The 13,318-nt window shown below is 59.6% G+C and carries 14 protein-coding genes; 12 read left to right on the top strand and 2 right to left on the bottom strand.

All coding sequences use genetic code 11. From position 1 onward, the window contains the following. Window positions 1-63: 63 nt before the first annotated feature. The gene (mpl, locus tag AACV31_RS15410; RefSeq protein ID WP_165155536.1) at window positions 64-1,443 is read left to right on the top strand and encodes a UDP-N-acetylmuramate:L-alanyl-gamma-D-glutamyl-meso-diaminopimelate ligase; all 1,380 of its coding nucleotides are present in this window, start codon (window positions 64-66) and stop codon (window positions 1,441-1,443) included. A 55-nt stretch (window positions 1,444-1,498) separates the two neighbouring features. Here mpl and AACV31_RS15415 read toward each other — a convergent pair whose 3' ends face one another. Further along, window positions 1,499-2,707 (bottom strand): aldose 1-epimerase family protein, encoded by a 1,209-nt coding sequence (locus AACV31_RS15415; RefSeq protein ID WP_161589502.1) that lies wholly within the window; start codon window positions 2,705-2,707, stop codon window positions 1,499-1,501. A 323-nt stretch (window positions 2,708-3,030) separates the two neighbouring features. After that, on the bottom strand, window positions 3,031-3,582 hold the full coding sequence (gene yjgA, locus AACV31_RS15420; RefSeq protein WP_007764250.1) for a ribosome biogenesis factor YjgA: 552 nt from the start codon (window positions 3,580-3,582) through the stop codon (window positions 3,031-3,033). Window positions 3,583-3,689: 107 nt separating this feature from the next. Here yjgA and pmbA point away from each other — a divergent pair, with 107 nt between their 5' ends. From pmbA to AACV31_RS15475, 11 genes are all read left to right on the top strand, one after another. Continuing rightward, on the top strand, window positions 3,690-5,042 hold the full coding sequence (gene pmbA / locus AACV31_RS15425; protein ID WP_032806808.1) for a metalloprotease PmbA: 1,353 nt from the start codon (window positions 3,690-3,692) through the stop codon (window positions 5,040-5,042). A 61-nt stretch (window positions 5,043-5,103) separates the two neighbouring features. Then, the gene (gene cybC, locus AACV31_RS15430) at window positions 5,104-5,490 is read left to right on the top strand and encodes a cytochrome b562 (protein WP_004385260.1); all 387 of its coding nucleotides are present in this window, start codon (window positions 5,104-5,106) and stop codon (window positions 5,488-5,490) included. Between the two features lie 304 nt (window positions 5,491-5,794). Further along, complete coding sequence (locus AACV31_RS15435; RefSeq protein ID WP_234004985.1) at window positions 5,795-6,136, top strand: glycine dehydrogenase; 342 nt, start codon at window positions 5,795-5,797, stop codon at window positions 6,134-6,136. 16 nt (window positions 6,137-6,152) lie between these two features. After that, the gene (locus AACV31_RS15440) at window positions 6,153-6,515 is read left to right on the top strand and encodes an SFCGS family glycine-rich protein (protein WP_007764243.1); all 363 of its coding nucleotides are present in this window, start codon (window positions 6,153-6,155) and stop codon (window positions 6,513-6,515) included. 3 nt (window positions 6,516-6,518) lie between these two features. Beyond that, window positions 6,519-6,821: a DUF4312 family protein gene (locus AACV31_RS15445; RefSeq protein ID WP_007764242.1), complete on the top strand. Its 303-nt coding sequence runs from the start codon at window positions 6,519-6,521 to the stop codon at window positions 6,819-6,821. Between the two features lie 22 nt (window positions 6,822-6,843). Next, on the top strand, window positions 6,844-7,620 hold the full coding sequence (locus tag AACV31_RS15450; RefSeq protein WP_004385264.1) for a DUF4311 domain-containing protein: 777 nt from the start codon (window positions 6,844-6,846) through the stop codon (window positions 7,618-7,620). 10 nt (window positions 7,621-7,630) lie between these two features. Next, a complete protein-coding gene (locus tag AACV31_RS15455; protein ID WP_004385265.1) occupies window positions 7,631-8,275 on the top strand; it encodes a DUF4310 family protein in 645 nt (214 codons plus the stop codon). Between the two features lie 40 nt (window positions 8,276-8,315). Further along, window positions 8,316-9,449 carry an amidohydrolase/deacetylase family metallohydrolase gene (locus AACV31_RS15460; RefSeq protein ID WP_165155534.1) on the top strand — a complete coding sequence of 378 codons (1,134 nt, stop codon included), beginning with the start codon at window positions 8,316-8,318 and terminating at the stop codon, window positions 9,447-9,449. After that, on the top strand, window positions 9,433-10,551 hold the full coding sequence (locus AACV31_RS15465) for a DgaE family pyridoxal phosphate-dependent ammonia lyase (RefSeq protein WP_105596769.1): 1,119 nt from the start codon (window positions 9,433-9,435) through the stop codon (window positions 10,549-10,551). Before AACV31_RS15460 ends, AACV31_RS15465 begins: the two co-directional genes overlap by 17 nt. Beyond that, window positions 10,548-11,288 carry a 2-dehydro-3-deoxy-phosphogluconate aldolase gene (dagF, locus tag AACV31_RS15470; RefSeq protein ID WP_165155532.1) on the top strand — a complete coding sequence of 247 codons (741 nt, stop codon included), beginning with the start codon at window positions 10,548-10,550 and terminating at the stop codon, window positions 11,286-11,288. Before AACV31_RS15465 ends, dagF begins: the two co-directional genes overlap by 4 nt. Before the next feature lie 113 nt (window positions 11,289-11,401). Then, entirely contained in the window at window positions 11,402-13,312 is a 1,911-nt protein-coding gene (locus AACV31_RS15475) for a BglG family transcription antiterminator (RefSeq protein WP_165155530.1), read from the top strand. Window positions 13,313-13,318 lie beyond the last annotated feature (6 nt).

Consider the following 13,318-nt stretch of genomic DNA (forward strand, 5'->3'; position numbering starts at 1 on the left):
TGCGTTTATTCGCCCCGCTTCAAACAGGTAGAATGTGCCTCAGTTTTAATAAGGACTGTACCTATGCGTATTCATATACTGGGAATTTGCGGCACATTTATGGGCGGCGTGGCGATGCTGGCGCGCTCGCTGGGTCATGAAGTGACGGGATCGGACGCGAATGTCTACCCGCCGATGAGTACCCTGCTGGAAAAGCAAGGGATTGACTTAATTCAGGGCTATGACGCCTCGCAGCTTGAGCCGCGTCCGGATCTGGTGGTGATCGGCAACGCCATGACCCGCGGCAATCCGTGCGTCGAAGCGGTGCTGGAGCAGGGCATTCCTTATATGTCCGGCCCGCAATGGCTGCACGATTTCGTGCTGCGCGACCGCTGGGTCGTGGCGGTGGCGGGCACCCATGGCAAAACCACCACGGCCGGCATGGCCACCTGGATCCTCGAAGCCTGCGGCTACAAGCCGGGCTTTGTCATCGGCGGCGTGCCGGGCAACTTCGACGTCTCCGCGCGCCTTGGGGGCAGCCCGTTCTTTGTGATTGAAGCCGACGAATATGACTGCGCGTTCTTTGATAAACGCTCCAAGTTTGTTCACTACGCGCCGCGCACGCTGGTGCTGAACAACCTCGAATTCGATCATGCGGATATCTTTGACGATCTGAAAGCTATCCAGAAACAGTTCCACCACCTGGTACGCATCGTACCGGGGCAGGGGAAAATCATCTGGCCCGAAAACGACATCAACCTCAAACAGGTGCTGGCGATGGGCTGCTGGAGCGAGCAGGAACAGCTCGGCGAGCAGGGCCGCTGGCAGGCGAAAAAACTCACTAACGACGCCTCGAAATGGGAAGTCTGGCTGGACGGCGAATGTGTGGGCCAGGTGGAGTGGCAGCTGGTGGGCGAACACAATATGCAGAACGGCCTGGCGGCCATCGCCGCGGCGCGTCATGTGGGCGTCACGCCTGCCGATGCCGCCCAGGCGCTCGGCTCGTTCGTGAACGCGCGTCGCCGTCTTGAGCTGCGCGGCGAAGCCAACGGCGTCACGGTGTATGACGATTTCGCGCATCACCCGACCGCTATCCTCGCCACGCTTGCCGCGCTGCGCGGCAAAGTGGGCGGTACGGCGCGCATCATCGCCGTGCTTGAGCCGCGCTCCAACACCATGAAAATGGGCGTCTGCAAAGACGATCTGGCGCCGTCGCTCGGGCGCGCCGACGAAGTGTTCCTCTTCCAGCCGCATCATATTCCGTGGCAGGTCGCGGAGGTGGCGGATGCCTGCATTCAGCCAGCCCACTGGAGCGCCGACATCGACACGCTGGTGGAGATGATTGTCAAAACCGCGCAGCCGGGCGATCACATCCTGGTGATGAGCAACGGCGGGTTCGGCGGCATTCATCAGAAATTGCTGGATGCGCTGGCGAAAAAAGCCGAAAAAGCGCAGGCGCTCTGAGCCGCTCCCGCTGATAAAAAGCCTCCGCATGCGGAGGCTTTTTTTAAGGCCCGGCTCACTCTTTGGCGATGGGCGTCTCTTCCTGCGCGGTCTGTTTATCGCCCTGGATATCGGCGATGCGTTTTTCGACGTCAGAGACCTGCTGCGCGTTATGCAGCAGTGTGTAGGTCAGGTCAAAGCGCGTGCTTTCGCCTGGCGCGAGCTGTTTCACGCGTTTTTGTTCGCGCTCGATGGTGACCGGGTAGGCGTAGCTGGTGCCTGGCTCGATGCCGGTCACATAGCCCTGTTTCAGGGTGTCAGTGTTTTTCCACATCGTCAGCACCGGCAATTGTCGCAGGTTAAAGCTGATCGCCGCCCCTTTGTCGCCCGCCTTGTTAACCACCGCGGCGACCGTCTCCTGTTTCGCATCGCCGAGCGGCGTCAGGTTGAAGACCATCTCGTCGAAGTCTTTGGTCGGCCCGCTGTAGGTGTTCCACGCTTTCAGGCCGCCTTTGGCGTAATCGTTAAAGGGGCTCACTTTTTCCAGCGGCGCGATAAAGCGCGCGCCTTCTTCCAGAATCGGCTGGCCGAAGTTGCTGTGGTAGATAATCTGGTAGTCGTGCGGGTAATCCGCGTGGTTGGTCAGCACATCGTTAATGCTGAAACTGTTGCTGCCCGGCACGTAGCGCAACTCGGTCAGGGTCTGCAAATCCGCTTTCTTGAACGTGCTTTCTTTCAGGAGGCCGCGCACTTTGATTTCATACGGCGCGCTGTCGCTCACTTCCACTTCCACGCGCGAGGCTGGGGTGTTGCCCGCTTTGCCGTGCAGCGTGTAAAGCTGGCCGTCCGCAGTGGTCGGGTGGCCGGTCCATTCATAACCGCAGCGCACCATCATCTCGTTGAAGCCTTCCAGCCAGCCCAGCCCGTTGCGGCTTTCCAGATTGATATAGGCCGGGTTAACCACCTCTTTCACCGGCGAATCCCAGCCCATGCGCACGCCAAAGCCGTCGGCGCGCAGCAGGTTCATACCGCGCGTCGGGCTTAACGTAATGGTCAGGCCGTCTTTGCTGGTGATGGTGATGATTTTACTGCCTTCCTGCTTGCCGCCATGAAGCACTTTCTGCTCAATGCTGAACGGCGCGCCGGAAAGCTTCAGCTTCTGGCTGCTGATTTGCCAGTTTCCTTTCTCGACGCCCTGTTCAGCATCGGTCAGCACCCAGGTTTGCGCGCTCGCCTGAGCGCAAATCAGCAGGGCAAGCGGGGTAAGCCATACGGTTTTGTTCATCTTTTCTTCCTTTTAGCTGAATCGATTTTTGTTTTGCCCGTGCAGCCTGGCGTATCGCAGGTAAAGAAAACGTGATCGTTTTCAACTGTCTAAAAAAAGCCTGTTTTTACGCTGGCAACTGTGACTAAGCAGCCATTAAGAATGAAAATGTATGGAACACAGCAACTAAAAGTGTGAGTAATGGACGTTTTAGCTTTAACGATTCAGCTGAAAAGAAAGGAATAATACGCGACGTTAAGCCACGCCTGAACAGCGGCGATATACCATCACTAAAAGGAATAGAAAGAGGGAAAACAGCTCAGGCAGCGCCTGAGCCGGGGGAGTTACTGCTGGCTTTCCGCCAGTTCACGCAGATACTGGAAAATCAGGCGTGAGGATTTCGGCGGTTTATTGCCTTCTTTCTCTTTTTTGGCGTTACGGATGAGCGAGCGCAGCTGCTGGCGATCCGCCTGCGGCCACAGGTTCAGCACGTCCGGTACTGCGTCGTCGCCTTCTTCAATCAAACGATCGCGCAGTTGTTCCAGCTTATGGAACAGCGCCACCTGCTGGTTATGGCGGTTCTTCAGCTTATCCAGCGCCTGGCGGATCGGCTCATCGTCACGCTGACGCAACATTTTGCCGATAAGCTGCATCTGGCGGCGGCGGCCTTCTTTCTTAATGCGCTGCGCCAGTTCAATCGCCGCGCGCAGATCGTCATCCAGCGGGATTTTCTCCAGCGCGTTCTTACCAAGATCGACCAGTTCGGCACCAAGGCGCTTCAGCTCTTCGGCGTCGCGTTTAATTTCACTTTTGCTGACCCAGATAATCTCATCATCATCGTCGTCGTTTTCGTTATCGGGCACTTCATCGAGCCAGTCATCGGGCTGCTTTGTCATCTCAGGCTCCTCAAAAAAAGAGGCTAATACTACCAGTTAAGGCGCGCACTGCGAAATGGTTCTCTGTTAGACTCACAAAATGTGGCTTTTCAGTTTCACCTTACATTATGGCACTCGCGATGAAAGTAATCACACAAGTTGAAGCGCAGCGCAAAGCGCTGGAACAGGCGGTTTCTCAGGCGCTGGAGCTGGCGTCCGGCAAGTCGGACGGCGCGGAAGTGGCGGTCAGCAAAACGACCGGCATCAGCGTCAGCACCCGCTACGGTGAGGTGGAGAACGTCGAGTTCAACAGCGACGGGGCGCTTGGCATCACGGTTTATCACCAGAATCGCAAAGGCAGCGCCTCCTCGACCGATTTAAGCCCGGACGCTATCGCCCGCACCGTACAGGCGGCGCTGGATATCGCCCGTTACACCTCGCCGGACCCGTGCGCGGGCGTGGCGGAAAAAGATCTGCTGGCCTTTGACGCCCCGGATCTCGATCTCTTCCACCCGGCCGAGATCGAACCGGAACAAGCTATCGACTATGCCGCGCGCGCCGAACAGGCGGCCTTAAAGGCGGATAAACGCATCACCAATACCGAAGGCGGCAGTTTTAACAGCCACTACGGCATCAAAGTGTTCGGCAACAGCCACGGTATGTTGCAGAGCTACAGCTCGACGCGCCATTCGCTCTCCAGCTGCGTTATCGCCGAAGAAAACGGCGACATGGAGCGCGATTACGCCTATACGATTGGCCGCGCGCTGGGCGATCTGGAATCGCCGGAGTGGGTGGGCGAAGAGTGCGCCCGTCGCACGCTGTCGCGCCTCTCGCCGCGCAAACTGCCAACCATGAAAGCGCCGGTGATTTTTGGCCGTGAAGTGGCGACCGGGCTGTTTGGTCATCTGGTGGGCGCCATCAGCGGCGGCGCGGTTTACCGTAAATCCACCTTCCTGCTCGATTCACTCGGCAAGCAGATCCTGCCGGAGTGGCTGACGATTGAAGAGCATCCGCATCTTCTGAAAGGCCTCGCTTCCACGCCGTTCGACAGCGAAGGTGTAGCGACTTCGCGCCGTGACATTATCAAAGACGGCGTGCTGCAGCAGTGGCTGCTTACCAACTACTCCGCGCGCAAGCTGGGGCTGAAAAGCACCGGTCACGCGGGCGGCATTCACAACTGGCGCATCAAAGGCCGCGGCCTGAGCTTTGAGCAACTGCTGAAAGAGATGGGCACCGGCCTGGTCGTCACCGAACTGATGGGCCAGGGCGTCAGCGGCATCACCGGCGATTACTCGCGCGGCGCGGCGGGCTTCTGGGTGGAAAACGGCGAAATCCAGTATCCGGTGAGCGAAATCACCATTGCCGGCAACCTGAAAGAGATGTGGCGCAATATGGTTACCATTGGTGACGATATTGAAACACGTAGCAATATTCAGTGTGGTTCAGTACTGCTGCCGGAGATGAAAATCGCCGGTGAGTAAGTAAGGCAAGGGCGCCCGCTGCGGCGCCTTTTTTTCGTCATAACAATAAAAAGGTGAGTCAATGCGTAAGCAAGCGTTAGCGATGTTAGCGGTCTCCTCTCTGTTGTTCACCAGCGCCGCGGCGTGGGCGGATCTGGAAGACAACATGGACACCCTGAATGAAAACCTGAAAGTCGTGCAGAAGACCAGCGATGCGGCCGAAATGAAAACCGCGCTGACGAAAATGCGCGAGGCGGCGCTGGACGCCAAAAAAGAAACTCCGCCGAAGCTGGAAGATAAACCGGCTGACAGCCCGGAAATGAAAGATTTCCGCCACGGTCTCGATACGCTGGTAAGCCAGATTGACGGCGCGCTCAAACTCGTTGACGAAGGCAAAATCAAAGAGGCCCAGGCGAGCGCCGAAGAATTCAAAACCACCCGCAATACCTACCACAAGAAGTATCGCTAAGCCCTTTTCTGTGCGGCGGTTCGCCGCCGCACGTTCGCTTTACACCCTGTCATAAGCCCCGCTTATTCGCCGTTATCTTTTGCGCGCGGCGTCGCAAGCCCGTTATTTTCTTTTCTCCCCGCCCGGCACGGCTGCCAGTGACATTCATCACATTTATATAGTGGTTTATATCCATTCACAGCTTTTATGTGGAACAGATCACTGCCGCCTCTCTCCTTTCCACTTCGAAGTGGAAAACAACTCGCTACAAACCTTTAACACCCGCCGTTAGTGTTACCCCAGCGCAACTAATCAGGTATGCAGAGTGAATAACGGAGCGGTAATGAACAACGCCGGATGTCAACACGCGGACGATGCCGCGACGCTTGCCGGGCGGATGCTGGAGGCCGTTTACGCGCTCCTTGCGCGCCACCAGATAACGCCCAACGCCGTGCAGCGGCAAATGCTCAGTTCACACGTGCGGGCGATGGCGCACCGCTCGGTGACAGGCGAGCCGCTGCCGGAGGTTGAGGAGAGCCTGTTTGAGGAGATCTCCGAAAGCTCGATGGCGCTGGCGCGTGAAATTGTGGCGCAGTTCGGCAACCTGCCCGATGAAGAGGCCTGGCTGTTGTCGGTGCACTTCGAGGTAGCGAAAGAGAATCTTTAACCTTCAGGAGCGAACCATGGAACAGATTACGGTAGTGATTGGCGATCGTCTGGGCAAGGGCCAGAAAGTGGCGGCGGGCGCGGAGAAAGCGGGGGCACGCGCGGTCGTGGTGCCGGGTGTCGCGGCAGACATGAAGCTTGGCGACGTCATGAAAACCGAAGGCGCGACGTTCGGCATCTCCTTTTGCGGCAGCGGCGGCGCGGGCGCTATCACCGCCCAAACCAAATATGGCTACAAGGCCAAATATGGGATGCGCTCGGTGGAAGAGGGCGTTACCGCCATCAACGAGGGCTGCAACGTGCTGGGATTCGGCTTTATGGATAAAGAAGAGCTGGGCGAGCGGCTGGTGGAAGCCTGGAAAAAGAAATACGGCGCCTGACACATGAAAGAACAGTTCACCACCACGGTGAGAGTGAAAGGCAAAGGCGACGCCCGCGCACGCGCGTTCGCCGATGCCCTGAATCAGGTACAGGCGGCGGTGATGAAAGCCTCGCCGCACATCTTACTGCGTATTGAGCCACAGGATGTGCAGGTTGTTCATGCGCGGGAAACGGTGCGCAAAGAAGCGTTTCTGTTTTTCTTTTTGCGCCGGGAGCGACGGGCCTTCAGCGTGGAGCTGGACGTCACCGTCAACGTGACCGCCATCAATCTCGACAAGGTGGATTTCGTCACGCAACACAGCTGATCGTTACTAAAAGGGCAGACCAATGTTCCTGATAATTTTAATAAAATCGCTCATCATCGGCGGCCTTGTCGGCGTCGGCGTGGGTGCCGGGGCCGCACGCATGTTCCATGCGCCCACCACGCAAGGGATGGGCGCCTTTCGTACGTTAGGAGAGCTGAACTCCTGCGAAGGCGATCCGGCCTCGCATTTCTCCTTTGGGTTAGGGTTCTTCTTCAATGCCTGGGCGTCGTCCGTTGCGGCGGGCGCGTTCACCCAGGATGTCGATCACCGCATTATTCCCAATTGGGGCGCGGCGGCGCTGATGGTGAAAAACCGCAATCTCGCCGACACCCTGCACAATCCGAAAAAAATGGCGGTCGCCTGCGGCCTGATTGGTATGGCGGTGGTGGCGTTCCTCAACACCACGGCGTCTGCCGTGCCGGAAGCGCTTCAGGTCACCGCCGTTAAAGTGCTGGTGCCCGCCGCTAATCTGCTGGTGAACACCGTCATGCCGGTGATTTTCTGGCTGGCCGCCATCGACGCCGGGAAAAAATCGGGCTTCTGGGCCACCGTGTTCGGCGGCGCCGCGCAGCTGATTATGGGCAACGCCGTGCCGGGCCTGGTGCTTGGCATTCTTATCGGCAAGGGCGTTGAAGAGAGCGGCTGGAACCGCGTCACCAAAGTCATGATGACCGCCATTGTGCTGCTGTTCGTGCTGAGCGCCTTCTTCCGCGGCTTCGACATGAAAATGATCGAATCTTTCCGTCTGACCGTGCCGGACTGGCTGAGTCTGATTCACAACTCATTGAGCGGCAAATAAGGAGCGCATGATGGAAGAGAACAAAGGTTTCTGGTACGCCGACTGGTCATTCCCGATCTTCGTCGGCCTGCTCTCCTCCGGCGTATTCGCCGGGACGCATATGTACTACCTCTACGGCATCGGCGCGTTTAACGAAGTGGCGTTTGTGGCGATGCTCAAAGCGGGCATCGACACCGGCGTGTATGGCGCGGTGGCGGCGTTCGGCGCGAGTTTCCTCTTTGCGCGCATTATCGAAGGTTCGCTGGTGGGGATTCTGGATATCGGCGGCGCCATCCAGACCGGCGTAGGGCTGGGCGTTCCGGCGCTGCTTTTGGGCGCGGGCTTCGTCTTCCCGGTGGCGAACTTCGCCGCCTCGCTGGTCACCGGCCTGCTGATTGGCCTCGCCATCGGCTATGTCATCATCCTGGCGCGCAAATTCACCATCAATCAGAGCGATTCCACCTACGGGGCGGATGTGATGATGGGCGCAGGCAACGCCTCCGGGCGCTTCCTCGGGCCGCTTATCATCCTGAGCGCCATGACCGCCTCGATCCCGATTGGCGTGGGCTCGCTGGTGGGCGCGCTGCTGTTTTATCTCTGGCAGAAGCCTATCACCGGCGGGGCTATCCTCGGCGCGATGATCCTGGGCTCGCTGTTCCCTGTGGCGATCGGTTAACCGCGCGGGCGCTCCGGCGCCCGCCCTCTGAGGAGAGCCTATGTTTGACCTGATCCTGCGCCAGGCGCGACTGGTGGACGATACGCTGGCGGATATCGCCATCAAAGACGGCAAAATCGCTGCGCTGGGCCGCGTGACCGGCGAGGCGCGCGCCACGCGCGACCTCAATGGCGAGCATTACGTCAGCCCCGGCTGGATAGATTTGCACGTCCACTGCTACCCGAAATCGCCAATTTATCACGACGAGCCGGACGCGGTCGGCATCACGACCGGCGTCACCACCGTGGTGGACGCGGGCAGCACCGGCGCGAATGACATCGACGACTTTTACGCGCTGACGCGCGGCGTGACGACCGAGGTGCTGGCGCTGCTTAATGTTTCGAAGGTGGGCCTGATTGCCCAGAACGAGCTGGCGGATATGGCGAATATCGACGCCGCGGCGGCGCGCGACGCCATCGCTCGTCACCCCGATTTTATCGTCGGCCTGAAAGCGCGGATGAGCAGCAGCGTGGTGGGCGATAACGGCATCGCGCCGCTTGAGCGCGCCAAAGCCATTCAGCAGGAGAACGGCCATCTGCCGCTGATGGTGCATATCGGCAACGGCCCGCCGCCGCTGGATGAGATCGCCGCGCGGTTATCCCAGGGCGATATCATTACCCACTGCTTTAACGGCAAGCCGAACCGTATCCTGACGCCGCAGGGCGGGCTGCGCGCCAGTATCAGCGACGCGCTCGGGCGCGGCGTGCGCCTGGATGTCGGCCACGGCAGCGCCAGTTTTAGCTTTGACGTGGCGCGCCAGGCCATCGCGCTTGGCATTCTGCCGCACACCATCAGCTCTGATATCTACTGCCGCAACCGCATCAACGGCCCGGTGAGAAGTCTCGCGCACGTGATGTCGAAATTTCTCGCCATCGGGCTGTCGCTGCCGCAGGTGATTGACTGCGTAACGCTCCATGCCGCGCAGGCGCTGCGTCTGGCCCATAAAGGGCGACTGACGCCAGGGGCCGACGCCGATCTGACGGTCTTCGACCTGCGCCGCCAGCCAGCGCTTTTTACCGATGCCGACGAGCAGACGTTGCACGGCGATTATTTACTGGTGCCGCTCGCCGCCGTGCGGGCGGGCGCCTGGCACATGACCGAACAAGGGAGCGCGGAAGATGCCTTCAGTGTATGAAAAATATGAGTTGAAACAGGTGATTAACGCCTCCGGGCGTATGACGATTTTAGGCGTCTCCACGCCGCGCCAGGCGGTGACTGAGGCCGTGACGGAGGGGCTCAATCACTATTTCGAGATGAAAGACCTGGTGAATAAAACCGGCGCGTACATCGCCAGACTGCTGGAGGTGGAGGCCGCGACCATTGTTTCCTGCGCTTCGGCCGGGCTCGCGCAGTCGGTGGCGGCGGTGCTGGTCAAAGAGAGCGACTGGCTGCTTGAGAACCTGCATACCACCGCTATCGAGCAAAATGAGATTGTGCTGCCGAAAGGCCATAACGTGAATTACGGCGCGCCGGTCGGCACGATGGTGGCGCTCGGCGGCGGAAAGCTGGTTGAGGCAGGCTACGCCAACGAGTGTTCCGCGCAGCAGCTGGCCGCCGCGATCACGCCGCGAACGGCGGCGATCCTTTATGTAAAATCTCACCATTGCGTGCAGAAAAGCATGTTGAACGTCGCGCAGGCTGCCGCGGTGGCGCGCGAGCATCAGCTGCCGTTGATTGTCGACGCCGCCGCCGAAGAGGATTTGCAAGGCTACTACCGCGCGGGCGCCGATCTGGTGATTTACAGCGGCGCGAAGGCGATTGAAGGACCGTCGAGCGGCCTGGTGATCGGCAAAACGCAGTACGTTGAGTGGGTAAAACGTCAGGCGAACGGCATCGGACGCGCGATGAAAGTCGGCAAAGAGGGTATTCTCGGCCTGACCTGCGCTATCGAGCATTATCTCAGCGCGCCGAAAGAGAGCGGCGCGCAGATGGTGGCGAAAATGACGCCGTTTATCGACCAGCTCAACATGCTCAACGGCGTGACCGCCCGCGTAGTGTGGGACAGCGCGGGGCGCGATATCGCCCGCTGCGAAATCAAATTTGACGAAGCCGTTACCGGCATCCACACCGGCGAGCTGGTCAGCGCGCTGAAGCAGGGCGAATACGCCATCTATTTTCGCGGCTACAAAGCCAACGAGGGCATTATTGAAGCGGATGTGCGCAGCGTCAGCGCCGCGCAGCTGGACATTGTGTTCTGGCGCATCCGGGATGCCCTGAATCAGGAGGCAGACGCATGAAACTCACCCCGAATTTTTACCGCGACCGTGTGTGCCTGAACGTGCTGGCGGGCTCGAAAGAAAACGCCAGCGCGATTTATGAAGCCGCCGAAGGGCATGTGCTGGTGGGTGTGCTCTCGAAAAACTACCCGGACGTGGCGAGCGCCGTCGAGGATATGCGGGACTACGCGAAACGCATCGATAACGCGCTGTCGGTGGGGCTTGGCGCGGGCGACCCGAACCAGTCAGCGATGGTCAGCGCCATCGCGCGTGAGTTACAGCCGCAGCATGTGAACCAGGTCTTTACCGGCGTGGGTACAAGCCGTGCGCTGCTCGGACAGCGCGAGACCGTGGTGAACGGGCTGGTGTCGCCGACGGGCACGCCAGGCCTTGTGAAAATCTCCACCGGCCCGCTGAGCAGCCGCGCGCCCGATGGCGTCGTGCCGGTAGAAACGGCGATTGCCCTGCTGAAGGATATGGGCGGCAGCTCGGTGAAATATTTCCCGATGGGCGGCCTTGCCTGCCGCGAGGAGTATCAGGCCGTGGCGGACGCCTGCGCGCGGCATGATTTCTGGCTGGAGCCGACCGGCGGCATCGATCTCGATAACTTCGAAGCGATCCTGCGCATCGCGCTGGAGGCGGGCGTGAGTAAAGTCATCCCGCATATTTACAGCTCGATTATCGACAAAGCCAGCGGCGACACGCGCCCACAGGATGTGCGCCGCCTGCTGGCGATGACGCGCACTCTGGTAGGGTAAGGCCGTTTTACGTTAAGGCTGGAGAATATATTTATCACCGTGATAAATATATCCCCTGGCCTGAAGCCGTCCGCGGGCGCGATGGCGCGCCCGTTTAACGAGAGGAAACCGGTGTGCGATTCCCGAGTCAACGTCTGTCCCGGCTGTTTGATCTGCTGCAAAACGAAACGCTGCCGCAGGATGAGCTGGCGCGCCGGTTAAACGTCACGACGCGCACCGTGCGGGCGGATATCAGCGCGCTCAATGCATTGCTGCGTCAGCACGGCGTGCAGCTGGTGCTTAACCGCGGCAGCGGCTATCAGCTGACGGTTGAGGATGCGGGGCGCTACCAGGCGCTCCAGGCGAGCCGCCCGAAGGCGCTGCGTATTCCACGAACCGCGCCGGAGCGCGTGCATTATCTGGCGGTGCGTTTTCTGACCTCCGCATTTTCCCTGAAGCTTGAAGATCTGGCGGAGGAGTGGTTTGTGAGCCGCGCCACGCTGCAAAACGACATGGCGGAAGTGCGCGAACTCTTTACCCGCTATAACCTCACGCTTGAAACCCGCCCGCGCCACGGCATGAAGCTGTTCGGCAGCGAAATGGCGCTGCGCGCCTGCCTGACGGACCTGCTCTGGCAGCTTGCCCAGCAGGACAGTGCCAGTCCGTTAATTACCGAAGAGGCGCTGAACGCAGGCGTGCAGGAGCGGCTCGCCGAGGGCCTGCCGACGATTTTCGCCCACGCGCGCCTGCGCTTTACCGACGAGGGTGAACAGTTTATCCGCCTCTATTGCGCTGTGGCGGTGCGGCGTATCAGCGAGGGCTTTCCGCTGCCTGACTTTGTGGCGGACGAGGTCGATGATAACGTGCGCGAAGCGGCGCGCGGCATTACCGCGCTGTTGCAAACGCTGTGCGGGAAACCGCTGTCGGACGCGGAAGAGAACTGGCTGCGGGTGCATATCGCCGCGCGCCAGGTGCAGGAGCTGGAGCCGAGCGCCATCAGCGCCGATGACGCCGAAGCGCTGGCGGGCTACATCCTGCGCTATATCAATACGCACTATAACTACAATCTGCTGACTGACGATCAGCTGCGCGCCGACCTGCTGACCCACATCCGCACCATGATCACCCGCGTGCGCTATCAAATAAACATTCCCAATCCGCTGCTCGGCAATATTAAACAGCATTACCCGATGGCCTGGGATATGACGCTGGCGGCCGTGTCCGGCTGGGGCAAATATACGCCTTACACCATCAGCGAAAACGAAGTGGGGTTTCTGGTGCTGCACATCGGCGTCGGGCTTGAGCGCCACTATAACGTCGGCTACCAGCGCAACCCGCGGGTGCTGCTGGTGTGCGATACCGGCAACTCTACGGTGCGCATGATCCAGTCGATGCTGCTGCGCAAATATCCGCAGCTGGAAGTGAGTGAAATCGCCACGCTGCGCGACTACGAGCAGCGCGCCGCCATCGCCGAGGATTTTGTGATTTCCACCGCGCGGGTGGCGGAAAAAGATAAGCCGGTAGTGGTGATGTCGCCGTTTCCGACCGATTTCCAGCTGGAGCAAATCGGCAAGCTGGTACTGGTAGACAGAACCCGGCCCTGGATGCTGGAGAAATATTTCGACGCCCGGCATTTTCGCGTGGTGGACGGGCCCATGACCCAGCAGCAGCTTTTCAAAGAACTGTGCGATGAGCTGGAGCGGGACGGGTACGTGGGCGCGGATTTCCTGCCGTCGGTAGTCGAGCGCGAGGCGATTGTCAGCACTCTGCTTGGCGACGGCATCGCGTTGCCGCACTCGCTGGGGCTAATGGCGCGCAAAACGGTGGTCTATACCGTGCTCGCGCCGCAAGGGATCGCGTGGGGCGAGGAGACCGCGCATGTGATTTTCCTGCTCGCCATCAGCAAACGCGAATATGAAGAGGCGATGACGATTTACGATTTGTTCGTCACGTTTTTGCGCGAGCGCGCGGCGCAACAGCTGCAAACGTGTCGCGATTTCGCCACTTTTCAGGCGGTGGCGATGACCTGCCTGAGCCGATTTTAGAAGCTG

It is taken from the genome of Cronobacter sp. EKM101R (assembly GCF_963888145.1).
Lineage (GTDB): Bacteria > Pseudomonadota > Gammaproteobacteria > Enterobacterales > Enterobacteriaceae > Cronobacter > Cronobacter turicensis.